20 protein-coding genes are annotated in these 18,124 nt (G+C 57.0%); 8 read left to right on the forward strand and 12 right to left on the reverse strand.

The window, feature by feature from the left end; translation table 11 throughout:
- Positions 1–90: 90 nt before the first annotated feature.
- The 8 genes from ADH66_RS11385 to ADH66_RS11420 all read right to left on the reverse strand — a co-directional run bounded on the left by ADH66_RS11385 (position 91) and on the right by ADH66_RS11420 (position 5,332).
- Positions 91–924: a fumarate hydratase gene (locus ADH66_RS11385; RefSeq protein WP_066542028.1), complete on the reverse strand. Its 834-nt coding sequence runs from the start codon at positions 922–924 to the stop codon at positions 91–93.
- A gap of 138 nt (positions 925–1,062) precedes the next feature.
- Entirely contained in the window at positions 1,063–1,575 is a 513-nt protein-coding gene (locus ADH66_RS11390) for a S1 RNA-binding domain-containing protein (RefSeq protein WP_066540747.1), read from the reverse strand.
- A 40-nt stretch (positions 1,576–1,615) separates the two neighbouring features.
- Positions 1,616–1,915, reverse strand: coding sequence for an FtsB family cell division protein (locus ADH66_RS11395; protein ID WP_066540744.1), 300 nt, complete (start codon positions 1,913–1,915; stop codon positions 1,616–1,618).
- A 52-nt stretch (positions 1,916–1,967) separates the two neighbouring features.
- The gene (gene yabQ, locus ADH66_RS11400; protein ID WP_066540741.1) at positions 1,968–2,516 is read right to left on the reverse strand and encodes a spore cortex biosynthesis protein YabQ; all 549 of its coding nucleotides are present in this window, start codon (positions 2,514–2,516) and stop codon (positions 1,968–1,970) included.
- Positions 2,513–2,782 (reverse strand): YabP/YqfC family sporulation protein, encoded by a 270-nt coding sequence (locus ADH66_RS11405; protein ID WP_066540737.1) that lies wholly within the window; start codon positions 2,780–2,782, stop codon positions 2,513–2,515. Before ADH66_RS11405 ends, yabQ begins: the two co-directional genes overlap by 4 nt.
- A 73-nt stretch (positions 2,783–2,855) precedes the next feature.
- The gene (locus ADH66_RS11410) at positions 2,856–3,098 is read right to left on the reverse strand and encodes an RNA-binding S4 domain-containing protein (RefSeq protein ID WP_066540734.1); all 243 of its coding nucleotides are present in this window, start codon (positions 3,096–3,098) and stop codon (positions 2,856–2,858) included.
- 81 nt (positions 3,099–3,179) lie between these two features.
- On the reverse strand, positions 3,180–3,455 hold the full coding sequence (locus ADH66_RS11415) for an HU family DNA-binding protein (RefSeq protein WP_066540717.1): 276 nt from the start codon (positions 3,453–3,455) through the stop codon (positions 3,180–3,182).
- Between the two features lie 143 nt (positions 3,456–3,598).
- Positions 3,599–5,332: a putative polysaccharide biosynthesis protein gene (locus ADH66_RS11420; RefSeq protein ID WP_066540713.1), complete on the reverse strand. Its 1,734-nt coding sequence runs from the start codon at positions 5,330–5,332 to the stop codon at positions 3,599–3,601.
- Positions 5,333–5,475: 143 nt separating this feature from the next.
- Between ADH66_RS11420 and ADH66_RS11425 the strand changes: the two genes are divergently transcribed.
- Entirely contained in the window at positions 5,476–6,315 is an 840-nt protein-coding gene (locus ADH66_RS11425; RefSeq protein ID WP_066540710.1) for a transketolase, read from the forward strand.
- Between the two features lie 35 nt (positions 6,316–6,350).
- Entirely contained in the window at positions 6,351–7,292 is a 942-nt protein-coding gene (locus ADH66_RS11430) for a transketolase family protein (RefSeq protein WP_066540708.1), read from the forward strand.
- A gap of 143 nt (positions 7,293–7,435) precedes the next feature.
- Here ADH66_RS11430 and ADH66_RS11435 read toward each other — a convergent pair whose 3' ends face one another.
- From ADH66_RS11435 to ADH66_RS11450, 4 genes are all read right to left on the reverse strand, one after another.
- Complete coding sequence (locus tag ADH66_RS11435) at positions 7,436–8,827, reverse strand: MATE family efflux transporter (RefSeq protein ID WP_066540706.1); 1,392 nt, start codon at positions 8,825–8,827, stop codon at positions 7,436–7,438.
- Between the two features lie 167 nt (positions 8,828–8,994).
- Positions 8,995–10,827 carry a type 2 periplasmic-binding domain-containing protein gene (locus ADH66_RS11440; protein WP_066540704.1) on the reverse strand — a complete coding sequence of 611 codons (1,833 nt, stop codon included), beginning with the start codon at positions 10,825–10,827 and terminating at the stop codon, positions 8,995–8,997.
- Between the two features lie 108 nt (positions 10,828–10,935).
- Entirely contained in the window at positions 10,936–11,868 is a 933-nt protein-coding gene (locus ADH66_RS11445) for a carbohydrate ABC transporter permease (protein ID WP_201448077.1), read from the reverse strand.
- Between the two features lie 30 nt (positions 11,869–11,898).
- Positions 11,899–12,858: an ABC transporter permease gene (locus ADH66_RS11450; RefSeq protein WP_066540701.1), complete on the reverse strand. Its 960-nt coding sequence runs from the start codon at positions 12,856–12,858 to the stop codon at positions 11,899–11,901.
- 551 nt (positions 12,859–13,409) lie between these two features.
- On the opposite strand from ADH66_RS11450, the gene ADH66_RS11455 reads away from it, so the two are divergent.
- From ADH66_RS11455 to ADH66_RS11480, 6 genes are all read left to right on the forward strand, one after another.
- Positions 13,410–13,733 carry a hypothetical protein gene (locus tag ADH66_RS11455; protein WP_066540699.1) on the forward strand — a complete coding sequence of 108 codons (324 nt, stop codon included), beginning with the start codon at positions 13,410–13,412 and terminating at the stop codon, positions 13,731–13,733.
- Positions 13,734–13,833: 100 nt separating this feature from the next.
- Positions 13,834–14,331: a 5-(carboxyamino)imidazole ribonucleotide mutase gene (purE, locus tag ADH66_RS11460; RefSeq protein WP_066540690.1), complete on the forward strand. Its 498-nt coding sequence runs from the start codon at positions 13,834–13,836 to the stop codon at positions 14,329–14,331.
- A gap of 42 nt (positions 14,332–14,373) precedes the next feature.
- Positions 14,374–15,603, forward strand: coding sequence for an aminopeptidase (locus ADH66_RS11465; RefSeq protein WP_066540686.1), 1,230 nt, complete (start codon positions 14,374–14,376; stop codon positions 15,601–15,603).
- 15 nt (positions 15,604–15,618) lie between these two features.
- A complete protein-coding gene (purM, locus tag ADH66_RS11470) occupies positions 15,619–16,770 on the forward strand; it encodes a phosphoribosylformylglycinamidine cyclo-ligase (protein ID WP_066540683.1) in 1,152 nt (383 codons plus the stop codon).
- Positions 16,764–17,399, forward strand: coding sequence for a phosphoribosylglycinamide formyltransferase (gene purN / locus ADH66_RS11475; protein ID WP_066540681.1), 636 nt, complete (start codon positions 16,764–16,766; stop codon positions 17,397–17,399). Before purM ends, purN begins: the two co-directional genes overlap by 7 nt.
- The gene (locus ADH66_RS11480; protein ID WP_066540679.1) at positions 17,396–18,118 is read left to right on the forward strand and encodes an IMP cyclohydrolase; all 723 of its coding nucleotides are present in this window, start codon (positions 17,396–17,398) and stop codon (positions 18,116–18,118) included. The genes purN and ADH66_RS11480 overlap by 4 nt, the downstream gene beginning before the upstream one ends.
- Positions 18,119–18,124: the final 6 nt, after the last annotated feature.

The following is an 18,124-nucleotide window of genomic DNA, read 5'->3' on the forward strand; positions in this document are numbered from 1 at the left end:
CTTCGTATATGCGAGAGCGATATTACATATTTTGCTCCCCGTCTGACTATAGAATAGCACATTTTACATAAAAGTGCAAGAAAAATTTTATTAAATCGTAACAGATTTGTGCCTGGTTACATGGCAGCCCACGTTGACCGCCACCGGCAGCCCAGCTATATGCGTGGGATAGGTCTCGATATTCACCGCCAGTGCGGTCACGGCCCCTCCAAAGCCCTGGGGGCCCACCCCTGTGGCATTGACCGCGTCCAGCATCTCCTTCTCGAGATCGGCATAGTAGGGGTCTGAATTGCGGACAGACACCTCCCGGCAGAGGGCCTCTTTGGCAAGCTTCGCGCAGAGCTCAAAGTCCCCTCCGATACCCACCCCCAGCACCACCGGCGGGCAGGGGTTCCCCCCGGCCTCCTTTACGGTCCCTGCCACAAAGCCGATGATATCCTCCCGGCTGGCGGCAGGAGTAAACATTTTCAGCCGGCTCATGTTCTCGCTGCCAAAGCCCTTTGGGGCGACGGTCAGAGTGAGCTTGTCCCCGGGCACAAGGCTGACATGGAGGACAGCGGGGGTATTGTCCCCTGTGTTCCCCCGGCGCAGAGGGTCGGCTACCACCGAGCAGCGCAGCAGTCCCTCTACATATCCCCGGCGGACGCCCCGGTTTACAGCTTCGGTAAAGTCCCCGTCAATATGCACCTCCTGGCCCACCTGGGCGAACACCACGGCCATCCCCGTGTCCTGGCAGATGGGAAGGCCCAGCTCCCTTGCGGCGTCAAGATTGCGGCACAGGTCCTCCATAACCGGGCGGGAGACAGGTCTTGTCTCGTTGGCGTTCCTTATACAGTCCTCCAGGCTCGCCGGCAGCGCACGGTTTGCCTGCACACAAAGTCTTGCTATGGCCTCTGTAATAGCTTCCGATTTTATCTCTCTCATGGCTACCTCCAACAGAAAGCCCCGCCAAATCCCGGCGGGGCATAAGATTATGTATGTTATAGTAAACGCGCTTCTAAAGCTGGGCGGCTTTGCCGCCTGGTTCAAAAGAGGTATACCTCTTTTGAAGTGCGTTAACTATCAGTTGCCGCCACCGCCGCCGCGCTGTCCGCGGCGCGAATAGCCCCTTCGCGGCTCATTTCCGCGCTTTAAGTCGGACATCTTCTCGTCGCTGGTCTGCTTGAACCGGGACATCATGTCCTCAAAGCTTCCGCTGTCGTTGCGGCGGCTCTGCCACTCAAAGTCTCCGGGCCGTCCCGGGCCTTGCTGCGGCTCCGGCCTTGGTGGTCTTGGCGGGCGCGGTCCTCCGGGCCTTTTCCCTGCCGGGCCCGGCCTGCGGGGCTTATGCTGCTCCTCCGGCGGCAGCGCTTTTTTTATGGAGAGGCTTATCTTGCCCTCTTCACTGATCGACAGCACCTTCACCTTCACAGTCTGCCCTTCAGAAACGAAGTCCCTTATTTCGTTTACAAAAGTCGGGGCAATCTCTGAGATGTGCACCATCCCGGTCTGCCCCTCCTCAAGGCTGACGAACGCTCCGAACTTTGTTATGCCAGTGACTTTTCCTTCGTAGATCTCTCCAACCTCAAGCCCCATTTTGTCCCGTTATCCTCCTCGAATTATCCTGTCTTTCCGATTACTCTCCGCCGTCCACAAACACCCGCTCGTTGGGCCTTACATAGTCAAGGTCCTCCCTGGCGCGCTTCTCGGCATAGCTGCGCAGGCCCTCCTCGCCGTCCATTGCGGCACGGAGCTCCTTGTTCCGCATATCCTGCTGCTCCAGCTGACCCTGCAATACGCGGAGCTGCTCCTGCTTTTCCACAAGCTGCACCTGATGCTCCACCAAGGAAAGCACAACTACGGCTGTCAGGCAGAAAATTGCCAGCTTTAGGATAAGGCCGCCGGGGATCTTCCTTTTTGGCGTATCGCCGTCCATTGGCAGCCCCTCCCTTCCACGGCAATTTGTGTTAATCACATTATACACCGGTTTACGTAAGTTTTTCAAGGGGGTTTTTTGTTTTTTTCTTTTTTAGGGCATATCTTTTGGATTTTACCGGGACCTTTCTATATCTGGGCGTGCCTTTCCCGCCCGGGACCTTCCCTCTGCCCGGCTTTTTTCTACTTTGGGCAGCTTTTCGCCTTTCGTCGCGCTTTGCTTTCATATCAGCCCGCTTTATCCGCCAGCGCTTTCGCAGAAAACTTGCAGGCCGGCTTAGCCCTTTGCCAAGCCATCTGCCAAAGCGGCGTACAATATTAGTCACGCCGTTTATAAAGGGGTCCAGGGCCACCACCGTTCCCCAGGCTCCCAGTACCTGCATAACCACCTGAAACATTCTAAGACGGCCTTTGTCCACCACCAACGCGCAGAGGAAAGCGGTAAGCGCCCACACCAGGCAGAAAATTATATCCAGCGCCGCAGCACAAAGCCTGCCGCCATAGAGCAGCCCACGCAAAAGCTTAAAGAAAAGGAACAGCCCGCCCAGCAGGGCGCCGGTCATCAGGCATAGACACGCCGCAGGCAGGGTCAGGCCGGTCATTTAAACAGCCTTCCGAAGAACGACAGCGCCGGGCTGCTCTCGGTATACGAGACGGCCCCTATCCTGCCCTTGACCAGCATATCCCCGGTGTCGGAGTTCAGGCTGTCTATGTGCAGGCCCTCCCCTTTTATATTGAGCTGGCCCAGGTCGGTCTGGGCGGTGATGAGCTCGTCGCTGAAAAAGTCCACCCTCTTAATGCCTGTGGCGGTCAACTTCTCCCGCCCCATTATGCTCAGGTCATGCTTTTTTATCTGCTGCTCCGGCATATATCCAACTCCCCTTCCATGGAGCATTTATATGCGGGTACAGCCCGATATTATTCCTGCCGCGGCTTACGCTTCACTCCAGCAGAGTGTAAAGCCCGGAGGCCTCCTCTTTCTTTGCATACTCCGCTACTGAAAGGACCCGTGCCCGCAGCACGCGCTCGCCCAGGTGTATCTCCAGCACGTCCCCCTCCTTTACGTTGTAGGAGGCCCGGGCCTCCTTGCCGTTGACCAGCACCCGCCCGGCGTCGCAGGCCTCGTTGGCCACTGTGCGCCGCTTTATCAGACGGGAAATCTTTAAATACTTGTCCAGTCTCATTTTGTCCCCTCCCGGAATTTTACATAATAAAAATGGGCCTGCCGGATATGCAGACCCAAAACGGCGCTTATTCTTCGCCGCTCACTTGTTCACAGCGTCCTTCAGGGCCTGGCCCGCTTTAAAAGCAGGGGCCTTAGAGGCGGGGATCTCCATGGTGCCGCCTGTGCGGGGGTTACGGCCGGTGCGGGCGGCGTGCTCGCGCACCTCAAAGGTGCCAAAGCCCACCAGCTGGACCTTGTCGCCCTTTGCAAGAGCCTCAGTAACACTGTCGACTATCGCCTTTACGGCTGCCTCGGCATCCCGCTTTGTCAGCCCTGCCTTTTCAGACACTTCCGCAACCAATTCTGTCTTGTTCATATTAATTGTTACCTCCCAGAGTAATGTTCTGCGCGCTGTTTTTATAGTAACGCAGTTCAAAAGAGACGCCCTGCCTCTTTTCAGGCGCATTTACTATACGGCACTCTTTATTGTGCTCAAATCCTGCGACAGTAGCAATAATATCACATCCACCCTCGTTTTTCAAGGGTTTTCGCAATTTTTTGTCCCTTGGGCAGCATAATCAGGTCCTTTTTCGGAATTCCTCGGGTCAAAAGCAGTCCAAATATGTAAATAATTCCCCCGCACACTATGGCCGCCCCCACTGCCGCGCCGTTTCCCAGCCCCAGCGCGGCCATACCCCGATATGCCCCCCAGGCCCCGCAGCCACATAGGGCCCCGCAGATTAGGGGCTTTAAAAACAGCCGTTTAAAGCTGAGCTTTACACCTGTCACTTTACGCAGGCAATACAGCTGAGCGGCCGCCAGGAAGAGATAGCACGCCAGGGTACCCATCCCTGCCCCCCGGAGGTTTATCTCGGGAATTGCACAAAGGTACCAGTTTACCCCAATTTTCAGAGCCATGGCCACCGCCAGCAGCTTCACCGGCAGGTCGGCCCTCCCGGCGGCCTGGAGCATACTCGATACCGGAGTATTCATAGCCGCGAACAGGGACGCGGGACCAAGAGTAAGCAGCACCCCCGCCACAATAGGCGCTGACCCGCCGCCGTACAGCAGGGAGGCTATGGGCTCGGCCAAGGCCGTAAGCCCCAAGCCTGCGGGGGCACAAACCAAGGCTGTTACGCTTAGTACGGACTCCATACGCTCCTTCAGCTGGGGGCGGTCCCTCCGGGCCCAGGCTTCGGTGACCGCGGGCAGGGCGCTCATGCCGATGGCCTGGGTCAGCGCCGGGACCAGCAGGTACAGGGTCATTGCAAGGGTATAGCAGCCGTACAGGAAGGTCGGAACAGTTTCGTGGTGTTCCAGGTACATGGCCGGTATCATGCCCTCATAGGCAGCCAGGAGCCGTCCCGGAGCGGTCTCAATGATATGGGCGATACGGCTCTGCAAAAAAGTGGCGTCTATCAGCCCCGCCGCGTTCATTGCGATGGAGCCCGCCGCCACCGGGCCGGTAATTTTCAAAAGGGCCTTGGCCGTGTCCCTCCACCTGCCGGCGGGCGGGGCCTGCCTCCTTGCCCGAAGACCCACCCCGTCCCCCTTCAGCCTCCAGCGTATGGACAGGTACAGCGCCGCCCCAAAGGAACCCGCCGTCACTCCCAGCACCGCCCCCGCCGCCGCCAGGGCCAGGGTCAGCAGCCCCGCCTGGTCCTCCCCGCCGGCCAGCAGTCCGAAGACCGTGCCGCTCTCCTGATACTCAGCCATGCCCCGGCGCATCACAAAGTATGCAAGGCCCAGCCCCAGGCATAGCTTGATGGCCGCCTCGATTACCTCCGAGACAGCTGTGGGACCCATATTGCGCAGGCCCTCGTAATAGCCCCGGTAAGCAGCCCCCCAGCAGGCAAAGAGTATGGCCGGGACCAGGGCCAGCATGGGAAAGATAGCGTGCTCCGTTCCGATTATCCTCTCGCAGTACACCGGAGCGAACAGGGTCATGCCCACCGCCCCAAGTATGCCGAAGCCCAGAAACAGCGGCCCGGCCACGGACTTTACCTGGCGCACATGATTCCAGCGCCCCAAAGAGGCGTTCTCGCTAACAAGCCTTGACACCGCCACTGGGAAGCCCGCCGTGGCAAGGCTGAAAATGGGGCCGTAGAAATTGTAGGCCACATTGAAAAGGCCCATGCCGTATTCACCGATGAAGTGCTGAAGGGGTATCTTGAACACCGCGCCGATAACTTTTACAACGGCCATCCCGGCGGTGAGGATGAACGCGCCATAGAGGAAGCTCTGCTTTTTCAAGGGACCATCTCCATGTACCGTCTAAAAAGGCGGCTAAACTGTTTAAAAATCTGTTACAAAGCTCGTCTCTAATGTATATTGCATTTTAGGTTCAAATCATGTATAATCATGATAAAATCTGAACGAAAGAAAGGATTGGACTTATGGACGCAGAAAAAAGACAGTCCCTTGCGCTTAAGGCAGCCAAGGTCCGCGCTGGCATCATTGAGGGCGTATATAACGCCAAGTCCGGCCATCCGGGAGGTTCCCTCTCCTCTGCCGACATTTTTACCTATCTTTATTTTGAAAAGCTGAATATCGACCCTCAGGACCCTAAGTGCCCGGAGAGGGACCGCTTCGTGCTCTCAAAGGGCCACTGTGCCCCGGGGCTGTACGCCGCTCTGGCTCTGCGCGGGTACTTCTCCCCTGACGAGCTGAAAAAGCTGCGGCACATCGGCGCAATGCTGCAGGGGCACCCGGACATGAAGGGCACCCCCGGCGTGGACATGAGCACCGGCTCCCTGGGCCAAGGCATTTCCGCCGCCGTAGGCATGGCCCTGGCCGCCAAGATGGACGGAAAGGGCTATAAGGTCTACTGTCTCCTGGGCGACGGTGAGATACAGGAGGGACAGGTCTGGGAGGCCATAATGTTTGCCGCCCACCATAAGCTTGACAATCTCTGCCTGATTCTGGATCATAACGGCTTACAGATAGACGGCGACGTGGAGAAGGTGGCGGGCCTCGAGCCCATCGACGAAAAGCTGCGCTCCTTTGGCTGCGAGGTCGCTGTTGCCGACGGCCACGACTTTGAGAGCCTTGAGACTGCGTTTAACGCCGCCAGGGAATGCTCCTGCAAGCCCTTTGCCATTATAGCCAGGACCACCAAGGGCAAGGGCGTCAGCTTTATGGAGAACCAAGCTGGCTGGCACGGCAAGGCCCCAAATGCAGAGCAGTACCAGAAGGCCATGGACGAGCTGAATTCGGCCATTGCAGCATTGGCTTAAGATTTAATTAAACATGAAAGGAAGGCTGTTTGCATATGGCTGAGATAGTTAAAAAGGCTACCAGGGAGAGCTTCGGCGAGACCCTGGTGGAACTGGGCAGAGACAACCAGGATATTGTTGTGCTGGTGGCTGACCTGGCAGACGCCACTAAGGTGGAAAATTTTGGCAAGGCGTACCCTGATAGATTTATTGAGTGCGGCATAGCCGAGGGCAATATGGTGGGCGTAGCGGCTGGGCTCGCCTCCTGCGGAAAGATACCCTTTGCCACCTCCTTCGCCATGTTCTCGGCGGGGCGTGCCTTTGAGCAGGTGCGAAACTCCGTGGGCTATCCTCATCTTAACGTGAAGATAGTGGGCTCTCACGCAGGCATCTCCGTGGGCGAGGACGGGGCCACCCATCAGTGCTGCGAGGATATCGCCCTTATGCGCAGTATCCCCGGCATGGTGGTGCTAAACCCTGCCGACCACTACGAAATGAAAGCCGCCGTAAAGGCCGCCGTGGAGTATAAGGGCCCGGTGTACCTCCGGCTGGGCCGTCTGGCGGTGGAGAGCTGCAATAATAACGACGACTACAGCTTTGAGATTGGCAAGGGTATCACCCTGCGGGAGGGCTCTGATATCACCGTTATTGCCACCGGGCTGATGGTGGGCGAGGCAATAAAGGCCGTGGATTCTCTGGCAGCCCAGGGCATAAACGCCCGGCTTATCGATATGCACACGGTAAAGCCCCTGGACCAGGAGCTGGTCATAAAGGCCGCGAAGGAGACCGGGCATATCGTCACTGTGGAGGAGCACAACATCATCGGCGGGCTGGGCGAGGCTGTGGCCGCCTGCCTGTGTGAGAACTGCCCCGCCCCCCTGACCCGCATGGGCGTCAAGGATGTGTTTGGACACTCTGGCCCGGCTGTAGATTTGCTCAAGGAATTTGGGCTCTGCGCCGAGGGCATTGAAGAAACGGTGAAGAAAATTTTGAAGTGACTGGTTGACCTGAAAAGATATGCTAAATAGTTTATCCCCCGGTTTCCCGGGGGATATTCTGTCTCTATTATATTTATGGCCTTCGGCAAGGTCGTGGGGCTCCGCCCCACACCCTGCAACCTTTGAAAAGGTTGACTAAACTTTTACCCCGCTTCGCGGACGTTTAACCTGGCTACGGCGCGCCTTTTTATCACTGCGTAGCATATGCCGCCGATAAGGGAGGCTATAACCCAAGTCACCGGGTAGGAGATAAACAGCACCTCCCACTGAGGCCAAAGGGCGAATACCGTATAGATCCACACCACGCGCAGCACACACACACTGAACACAGTATTTATCATGGGCACCATCGAAGACCCCAGCCCGCGCATACCGCCCACAAAGATACCCATCGCGCCGCAGGTAAAGTACGGCACGCTGATAGCCAGCATACGCGCTTTGCCGTACTCTATCACCGCCGGGTCGGAGGAATAGATGCCCAGCAGCGGGTTCGCCGCCAGATATGCCCCCACGCCCAGCACTAGGCCCACGCCTGTCACCAGGATCATACACTGCCAGATCACCTTGTTCACCCGATCTATCTTCTTCGCGCCGTAATTCTGTCCCACAAAGCTCTGGGTGGCCTGGGTAAAGGCGTCCATGGCCGTCCAGACGAAGCCCTCTATATTCCCCGCCGCCGTGCTGCCGGCCATGGCCACGGAGCCGAAGGAGTTTATGGTGGACTGTATCAGCACGTTGGAGATGGAGAACATGGAGCCCTGTATCCCCGCCGGGATGCCGATGCGGGCTATCTCCTTTAGTTTGCGCTTATAAATACGGAGCCGCTTGATGTCCAGATGGTACACACCCTCGCTGTGGACCAGACAGAGAATCACCAGCGCGGCGGACACGCACTGAGATATGACAGTGGCCGTCGCCACCCCCGCCACGCCCATATGCAGGACGATAACGAAAAAGAGGTTCAGCACCACGTTTATCACCCCTGCTGTCAGCAGGAAGTATAGGGGCCGCTGGGTGTCCCCCACCGCCCGAAGGACCGCCGCGCCAAAGTTGTAGAGCATACTGGCGGGCATACCGGCAAAGATTATGCGCATATACAGCACCGAGTGGTCAATAACGTCCGCAGGGGTCTCCATCATCTGTAGCAGCGGCCGCGACAGCCCCATGCCCAGAAAAATGAGCACCACCCCGCTGATGGCCGCAGTGAGTATGGAGGTGTGCACCGTTTCGTACAGGTCCCGGGCCTGGCCCGCGCCATAGTACCGGGCCACCAGCACATTCACGCCAATGGAAAGGCCGATGAAGAGATTGACAATAAGGTTGTTTAAGGCGCTGGTAGAGCCCACGGCGGCCAGGGCCTGGTTCCCGGCAAAGCGCCCCACCACCACCACGTCGGCGGCATTGAACAATAGCTGCAACACCCCCGAAAGCGCCAGGGGCAGGGAGAAGCGCACCAGCTTGCCCAAAAGAGGGCCCTCGGTCATGTTGATTTCGTATGTACCCCGGCGCGAGCGGGGCCTTAGACTGAATTTCATTTATGAAGCCTACCCTTCTAATTAAATCGCTCTAAGAATTTATTATACTACTTATACCCCGCTCCATGCAAGTGATTTTGACAAAAAACATAAAAGAGTCCGGACCTTTCGGCCCGGACCCTTCTCTGTTACACCGGGGTCACCCGGTTATGCGCTTACAAATCCGATTAGGACAGGTCCATGCCATAGACCTCGCCGATGTAGGCGGGATCATAGCCGTCGAAGCCCTGGACCTCGATGTTCTTATCGTACTGAGCCTGCCAGGCAGCCAGGATATCGTCGATATTGTTATCCTCGCAGGTCTTGACAGCCTCCTCCAGCAGCTTGTTGAACTCGGCCTCGTCCTTAGCCATCAGGATCTGGGGCAGGCGTACCTGCAGCTCATCCTGAACAGCCTTCAGCTTGATGCCCAGGTCCTCCTGAGGATCGAGCACGTTGGTCAGGCCGGTGTTCTGGTCGGTGATGAACTTGGTGCCCTCATGGGGATTCTCCTTGCTCTGGGAGAACAGGTCGGCCTGCAGAGAGACAACCCAGTTACGCTTATCAGCGGGCTGCTGCTCGTTAACAGCAAACTTGATAGCATCGATGTAGTCGGAGTTGGCGGGCTGAGTCCAGATCCATGCGCCGGCAGCGTTCATCTCGTCAGAGGTGATGTCAGCATAGGGCTTGGTCAGCTTCGGAATACCGTTCTCGTCGGTGCCGTCCCAGAGGCCGCCCTCCGGACCGTACAGAATCTCCTTAGAGCCCTGCTCGGAAACCCAATAGGCAAACAGGTCGAATATACGCTGGGGACGCTCGGCAGCGGTGGTGATAACGTTGACGTTCCAGCCAATAACGCCGTTCTCGTCGCCGTAGCAGACCTTGACGTCCTCGCTAGCCTTGGGGAACATGGGGAAGTCCTTGGTGATCTCGCTGTTTGGATCGCCCAGAACCTCGTAAGAAACCTCGCCGTTGGAGTTCTCGCGGGTAACGCGGCGGAAGTTGTTGGAGTCGTCCTGAGAGAAGTCATACCACATCAGGGCGGGACGGCCGTTGGTCATCTTCTCCTCCCACATGGTACCGTCGTCGGTGAACTCCTCAGCGGACCACAGGCCCTCGTTGAACCACTGGTTTGCGGTCTTCAGAGCCTCAACGAACATGGGCTCGCGCACGCAGATCTCCAGCTTGCCGTTCTCCTGAGTGAAGTACTGCTCCACCAGGTTGCGGGCGCCCATGGAGCGGTAGAACTGCTGATAGATATAGAAGCCGTTGTTGGTGTTCGTGGTGGCGAAGGGGATGATGCTCTGGCCGGTGTAGGAGTTCAGATTGGCCTCCTTGACCTTCACGCAGTAGTCGTGCAGGTCCTGCATGGTGTTCAGCGGAGGAGACCCAACATCCTCATAGGTCTGAGTGTTGATGATCCAGCCATAGTTGCCGCCGGTGGCCACTGCCTCAGAGCCGCGGGCCCAGTTGGGGACGCCGTACAGCTTGCCGTCGACCTTCTGCAGTTCCCTGGAAACCTCAGAGATGTCCTCCTTGAAGGTGCAGCCATCATACATGAACTGCTCGATCTCCACCAGGGCGCCGGCACGGGCAGCGCTGTTCAGCACACGGCCGCGGTCCAGAATCATGGAGTCGGGCAGGTCGCCGCCGGTCAGCATGATGTTCAACTTGGAGTCGGGGTCAGCGTCGGGCTTGGAGAACTCCACGTCCACGTTAAACTTCTCGCCCCAATACTTGGAGGCGGCGTCAACGCCCCAATCCTTGATGCCCGCCCAGTCATAGTACCAGTAGCAGGTAAAGGCATAGAACTCGTCGGTGGGGTCGGGCCCCTGAGAAACATTGCTGGGCTCGGAGTCGTCTCCGCCCTCGGTGCTGCTATCGCCGCCCTCGGTGCTGGCGGTAGAGCCGGTAGAGCTGTTGCCGCCGCTGGAGCTGTTGTTGCCGCTATCGCCGCAGGCCGCGAAAACGCCTACGATCATAGCCAGAGCCAGCAGCAGGGCCAAAATTCTCTTGCTCATTGTTTTTCGTCCTCCTATAGACAAATTTTATTTCATTCAGGCCGGCGGGACGAATAATAAGCCGCCCGCCGCCTGGAATGACAAGGTAAGTAGGAACGCCTATAAAAATCAGCCCTTGATGGAGCCTATCATGATGCCCTTCAGGAAGAAGCGCTGTAAGAAGGGATAAATAATAACGATGGGCAGGATAGAGGTGATCATGGTGGCCATGGTGATAGAGCGCACGTTGGTCTCCTTGCCCTTAGCCACGTTGCCCATAGCGGCGGCGCTTGCGCCAGACTGCATCATCTTCTCTAAGAACGAGGCCTCGCTTATAATGCTTAGCAGCACCGAGGTCATGGGCTTGAGCTCCTGTTTGGTGACGTAGATGTTGGGCATGAACCAGTCGTTCCAGTGGAACACGCCGAAGTACAGGGCGATGGTGGCGATAATGGGGGTAGAGACAGGCCAGTATATCTTGAAGAAGATGGTAAGGTAGTTGGCGCCGTCAATACGCGCCGACTCCTCCAGGGCGTCCGGGACGGACTGGAAGTAGGAGCGCATAAGGATCATGTTCCAGATATTCACCAGATTGGGGATGATGTACACCCAGAAGGTGTTGGTCAGGCCCAGGTTACGGATAAGGAAATAGGTGGGGATCAGGCCGCCGCCGAAGTACATAGGTATCAGGCAGAAGAAGGTATAGAACTTCCTGCCCGCCAGGTTCTTGCGGGACAGTCCGAAAGCCAGCGCGCCGGTAATTACCAGGCCGCCTGCCGCGCCGATAAAGGTGCGGGCGAAGGTTATGCCGTATGCCCTCCAAATGGTGGGGTTGGTAAACACCTGCCTATAGTTTGCAAGGGTGGGAACACGGGGGTATATGGTGATGCCGCCCAGCACTGTGTTGTCCGCTTTATTTAGGGATAAGGCCAAGGAGTTCAGGAAGGGATACAGCGTGGTAACGAATACCGTGACCATGATGACCCACATGGCTATAATGATAACATAGTCGCTGAAAACCTTTTTGGATTTCATCTTGTGGTTTTCTTTTACACCTGTCATAAAGGCATTGCCTCCTTTCTTCTGTTAATATCAGAACAGTGCGTTTTCACCGGCCTTGTCGGCGATGGTGTTAGCCATAATCAGCAGCACAAAGTTTATCAGGGACTTGACCAAGCCCGCCGCAGTACCGAAGGAGGCGCGGTTCTGCGAGATACCTACCTGGAAGATGTAGGTGTCGATAACGTTCGCGGTGTCCTTCAGCATGGGGTTGCCCAACTGCTTGGTGAGCATCATGATCTGGTCGAAGTTCTGGTTCAAAATGCCGCCGACGTTCATGATAAACAGAAGAACGATGGTGGGCTTAATGGCCTTGATGGTGATATGCCACATCTTCTGGGCGCGGGTGGCGCCGTCGATGTCGGCGGCCTCATACATCTCCGCGTCCACGCCGGCCATAGCGGAGATAAAGATGATGGAGTTCCAGCCCAGCTCCTTCCAGGTGTCGGAGACAAGGGCCAATCCCCAGAACAGGTCGCCCCGTCCGAAGAAGTCAATAGGCTCTTGTATAAGGTGCAGAGCCATCAGCAGCTCGTTAACGGCGCCGCCGTCGGCCTTCAGGAAGTCGAACAGCAGGGTGGCGCACACGGTCCAGGAAATGAAGTGGGGCAGATAGCTGATGGTCTGGATGACCTTCTTGATGCCGTCCCGGTGCATCTCGTTGAGGAACACGGCGAAGACGATGGGGCATACAAAGCCGATCGTAAGCTTCAGGCCGCTGATGGCCAGAGTGTTGCGCAGCACAAGGGGCAGGTTCTTATCGGTAAACAGCGCTATGAACTGTTTAAAGCCCACCCACTCGCTCTGGCCGGGGAACTCGCCCATACGGTACTCCTGGAAAGCCATTACCAGGCCGTATATCGGTATGTAGCTGAATACGAACAGTAACAGGATGCCGGGGATAACCAGCAGCTGCAGGTCCCATTGCTCGATGGCCCGTTTAAAAAAGCCTGGCTTCTTTCTCGGGGTCGAGGCTGTGCTTGGATTAGTCAATGCTCATCACTCCCATTGGCTTTCCCGCAGGGAAAGCCATTTTTGATTGTGGGGGCATGCCCCCACAATCAAAAATGGCTTTCCCGCAGGGAAAGCCATTTTTGATTGTGGGGGCATGCCCCCCAAAAAAATCGGTCCGTACTTACTGAAAGATCCTTAGCTCTCCCTCCCTATGCAAAGTAGTTGGTAGGACACAAGGAGAGAAACCTCTCCGGAATCATGCAATATAACAAAAACACGCGAGTATATAGCAATCTTCCGTAGTTATAATAACATATCGCTTATTAAAATGCAAGCGCATTTTAAAATTTTTATTAAAAAATTGTGAAACTTGCCATGAGGTCCAAAAAAACATAGCCGAAACTACGAGGAATTTTCTGTGATTTTTGGCTTTTTGCCCACACCCCGGGCCGCCCGCTGTCGCGCGGACAGGGTTAGGTAGATTTTACCAAATCGCCGCAATTCACTTGCTATTTGGGCCGTTTTAGGGTATACTGGCATTGTTTGGCAGACCCATACTATAAAAATACAGCAAAGAGAGGACGAGACCTATGCCATTTATCGATGTAAAAGCCAGCTGTGAGATTACCTCCGAACAGGAGCTCCGTCTGAAGGAGGCTCTGGGAGAAGCCATCGCAAGGATACCCGGCAAGAGCGAGAGCCGGCTGATGCTCTGCTTCCAGGATAATATGCGTATGTGGTACGCCGGTAAGGACGACGGTCCCACCGTCATGGTACACACCGCCATCTACGGCACCACCACCGCAGATGCCGTGGAGGATTTTGGTCAGGCCGCCGTGGGGCTCATGCGTGAGGTCCTTGGGGCAAAAAACGTCTATCTGCGTATGTCCCAGGGCACCGACTGGGCCTTTTGAACGGCCGTCCTTTTGAACGACACATATAATAGCACAAAATGTTAGGTTTGGACAGTTACAAAAATGCTACAATTTTCAAATTATGAAAGGAAGTGCCAATATGCCAGCAAAAAGAGTGGCCATAATCATGGGCAGCGACAGCGATATTCCCGCCGTCGCCCCGGCCAAAAAGCGCCTTGACTCCCTTGGCATACCCGTCGAGGCCCATATCTTTTCCGCGCACCGCACCCCTGCCGCCGCCGCGGAGTTTTCAAAAGGCGCCCGGTCCAATGGCTTCGGCGTTATTATCGCCGCCGCCGGCAAGGCCGCCCATCTTGCCGGGGCCCTTGCCGCTCATACCACCCTGCCGGTGATAGGCATACCCATAAAGTCCTCCACCCTGGACGGCCTGGACGCCCTGCTTTCAACGGTGCAGATGCCCTCGGGTATCCCCGTAGCCACAGTGGCCATCGACGGCGCGGACAACGCCGCCCTTTTAGCCGCGCAGATACTGGCCGTGGAGGACTCCGAGCTTGCCGGAAAGCTCCAAGAGCTCAAGGACGCGATGGGTCGGGCCGCCGCCGAAAAAGACGGGGCTTTGCAAGACAGGAAATGGTAAAACAACCGCCACATATTTTTTAGAAAGGACGTACCGTTATACATGAAAAAAACTATCATGAGGAAATACGCCAAGCTGGCCGTACAGAAGGGCGCGAACCTCCAGAAGGGCCAGGGCTGTATTGTCAGCGCCAGCGTCGGGGAGCATGAGTTCGCCGAGATGGTGGTGGAGGAGGCTTACCGCGCCGGGGCGAAATGGGTGCGCGTAGACTGGATTGACCAGGCCGTGACCAAACTTCACTATAGGCACCAAACCATAACCGAGCTGTCGAAAGTGGAGGAATGGGAGAAGGCTAAGATGCAGCATATGGTGGACAACCTTCCGGCCCGTATTATGATCGCCTCTATGGACCCGGACGGCATGAAGGGCGTGAACGTGGAGAAAATGCAGAAGTCCAACATGGCCCGGGGCAAGGTCCTGAAGCCCTACAGCGACGCCATCGAGAGCAAGCACCAGTGGACGATAGTTGCCGTGCCCTCCCCAAAGTGGGCCAAAAAGGTCTTCCCCGGCGAGCGCACCAGCACTGCCGTTGAAAGGCTCTGGGCCGAGATACTCAGCGCCGTGCGGGTCACCGAGGACAACGACCCTGTGGCCGAATGGAGCGCACATAATAAACGCCTTCGGGAGAAATGCGAAAAACTCAACAGCCTGGACTTAGAGCACCTGCACTATACCGCCCCCAACGGCACGGACTTCACCTGCTGGCTGATACCCGGCTCCCGCTGGGTGGGGGGCTGCGAGGCACTTCAAAACGGCGTGGAGTTCAATCCCAATATGCCCAGCGAGGAGGTCTTCACCTCTCCCCTGCGCGGCAAGTGCGAGGGAAGGCTGATAGCCACCCTTCCCCTCTCCTATCAGGGGGTGCTGATAAACAGCTTCTCCGTCGACTTTAAGGACGGCAAGGCTGTGGCCGTTCACGCCGATGAACACCAGGAGCTTTTGGAGCGCATGATAAAGATGGACGAGGGCGCGTGTATGCTGGGCGAGCTGGCCCTGGTGCCCGCAGACTCCCCCATCTCCAACTCCGGCGTACTGTTCTATAACACTCTCTTCGACGAGAACGCCGCCTGCCATGTGGCCCTGGGCCGGGGCTTTAACGAGACCCTTAACGGTTTTGAAAACATGAGCGATGATGAGATAAAAGAGGCCGGGGTCAACGACTCCATGATACACGTGGACTTTATGATAGGCTGCAAGGAGCTCAACATCACCGGCCATACCCGGGACGGCAGGGACGTTGCTATCTTTAGGGACGGCAACTGGGCCATATGATTGGGGGGAAATAATATGGAAAGCAATTTGACTAAGCCCCAGGAAAGCCATCTGAAAAGCCATAGCGCCAGCTACGCCGCTGCGGGGGTAGACGTGACCGCCGGGTATGAATCGGTGGAGCTGATGAAAAAGCACGTTGCCCGCACGGCAATACCCGGCGTGGTGTCCGGCATAGGCGGCTTCGGCGGGCTGTTTAGGCCCGAGCTCGCCGGCATGGAGGAGCCTGTTCTTGTATCCGGCACCGACGGCGTTGGCACGAAGCTGAAAATAGCCATGCTTCTCGACAAGCACGACACCATCGGCATAGACGCGGTTGCCATGTGCGTCAACGACATAGTATGCTGCGGGGCAAGGCCCCTGTTCTTTCTGGACTACATAGCCTGCGGAAAGAACTATCCCGAGAAGATCGCGGAGATAGTCTCCGGCGTGGCCGAGGGCTGCGTACAGGCAGGCTGCGCTCTTATCGGCGGCGAGACCGCCGAGCACCCGGGCATGATGCCCTTGGACGACTACGACATCGCCGGGTTCACCGTGGGCGTTGTGGACAGGCCCAAAATGATAGACGGCAGCAGGCTTGCCCCCGGGGACGTGCTCATTGGGGTAAAATCCTCGGGTGTGCACTCCAACGGGTTCTCCCTGGTGCGAAAGGTTTTCGGAATAGGCAGAATGGAGGACAGCGGGGAATCCCTGGTGGGCGCGGCCATGGGCCTTGCGGTGTCCGTGGCAAAGATGCTGAAAAACGACACCGAGATAGTAAACAGGCATTACGACGAGCTGGGCTGCACCCTTGGCGAGGCCCTGCTGACACCCACGCGCATATACGTGAAGTCTGCCCTGGCAGCTATCGAGAGCGCGGAGGTAAAGGCCATAAGCCACATCACCGGCGGCGGGTTCTATGAGAATATCCCCCGTATGCTCACTCCCGGACTTACCGCCAAGATAGAGAAGGCCGCCGTGCCGGTGCTGCCCATCTTCAACCTGATACAGAAGGCCGGCGATATCCCGGAGCACGATATGTTCAATACCTTTAATATGGGCGTTGGGCTCTGTATGGCCGTCTCCCCCGAAACAGCGGACAAGGCTCTGGAGGCTCTGAAGGGTTCGGGCGAGGACGCGGTCCTTCTGGGCGAAGTGGTGTCCGGGGACGAGGGGGTGCTGCTATGGTAAGGATAGGCGTGCTGGTCTCCGGCGGCGGCACCAATTTGCAGCAGCTGATAGACGCACAAGCAGCTGGAAAGCTGGGCGGCGGTAAGATAGTCACCGTCATATCCAGCAAGCCCGGAGTGTTTGCTCTGGAGCGCGCCCAAAGAGCCGGTATTGAGGCCGTCACCCTGAGCCGTAAGGAATACCCGGACGTGGAGACCTACAGTCAGGCGCTTATTACAGCCCTCAGGGAGCGGGACGTGGAGCTGGTGGTGCTCTCGGGCTTTTTGACCATTACCAGCGACAGCTTTGTACAGGCTTTCCCAAACCGCGTAATGAACGTGCACCCGGCTCTGCTGCCGGCCTTCGGCGGCAAGGGCTACTATGGACTGCACGTACACGAGGCCGTATTGCAGCGGGGCGCAAAGCTCACCGGGGCCACGGTGCACTTTGCCAACGAGGTATGCGACGGCGGGCCCATCATCCTGCAAAAAGCCGTGGAGGTCAAGGAGGGCGACACACCTGAAATACTGCAAAAGCGGGTCATGGAGGAGGCCGAATGGCAGCTGCTGCCAAGAGCCGTGGAGCTGTACTGCCAGGGACGGCTCAGCGTTCAGGACGGAATAGTGCATATCAAAGGAGAGATAAAATGAAACCTATCAATATTTTTGACGACCTAAAGGGAAACACCTATCCCGGCCGGGGCATCGTCATCGGCCAAAGCGAGGACGGCAAGAGCCTTGTGACCGCCTACTTTATCATGGGCCGCAGCGTAAACAGCCGCAACCGGGTATTTGTGGCAGAGGGGGAAAATATGCGCACCCAGGCCCACGACCCGGCGCTGCTTACGGACCCCTCCTTGGTGATTTACTACCCTGTGCGCACCTTTGACGGCGGGCTGATAGTCACCAACGGCGACCAGACCGACACCATCTATAACCTTATCTGCTCGTCCCCAGATTGTATAGCTCCCGGCTATTTTGTCCGGGCTCTGCTCACCCGCACCTTCGAGCCGGACCCGCCGCTTTACACCCCCAGGATCTCCGGCATCATCGACTATAAAAGCGGCGGCTACTGGCTGTCCATCTTAAAGAGCACCGACGGCGATCCCGCCGCCGCCCAGCGCCAGTTCTTCGCCTATGAGCCCATGCCGGGGCTGGGACACTTTATTCATACCTACAAGTGCGACGGCGACCCGGTGCCCTCCTTTGTGGGCGAGCCCAAACCGGTCTCCCTCTCCGGGGACATCGACAGCTTCACGGACGGCCTTTGGGAGAGCCTGAACCCGGACAATAAGGTATCTCTGTTTGTCAGATATATTGACCTTGAAAGCGGCGAAGCAGAGACCAGGATAGTCAACAAAAACAAATAAAAAATA

This window comes from Acutalibacter muris, assembly GCF_002201475.1.
Classification (GTDB): Bacteria; Bacillota; Clostridia; order Oscillospirales; family Acutalibacteraceae; genus Acutalibacter; species Acutalibacter muris.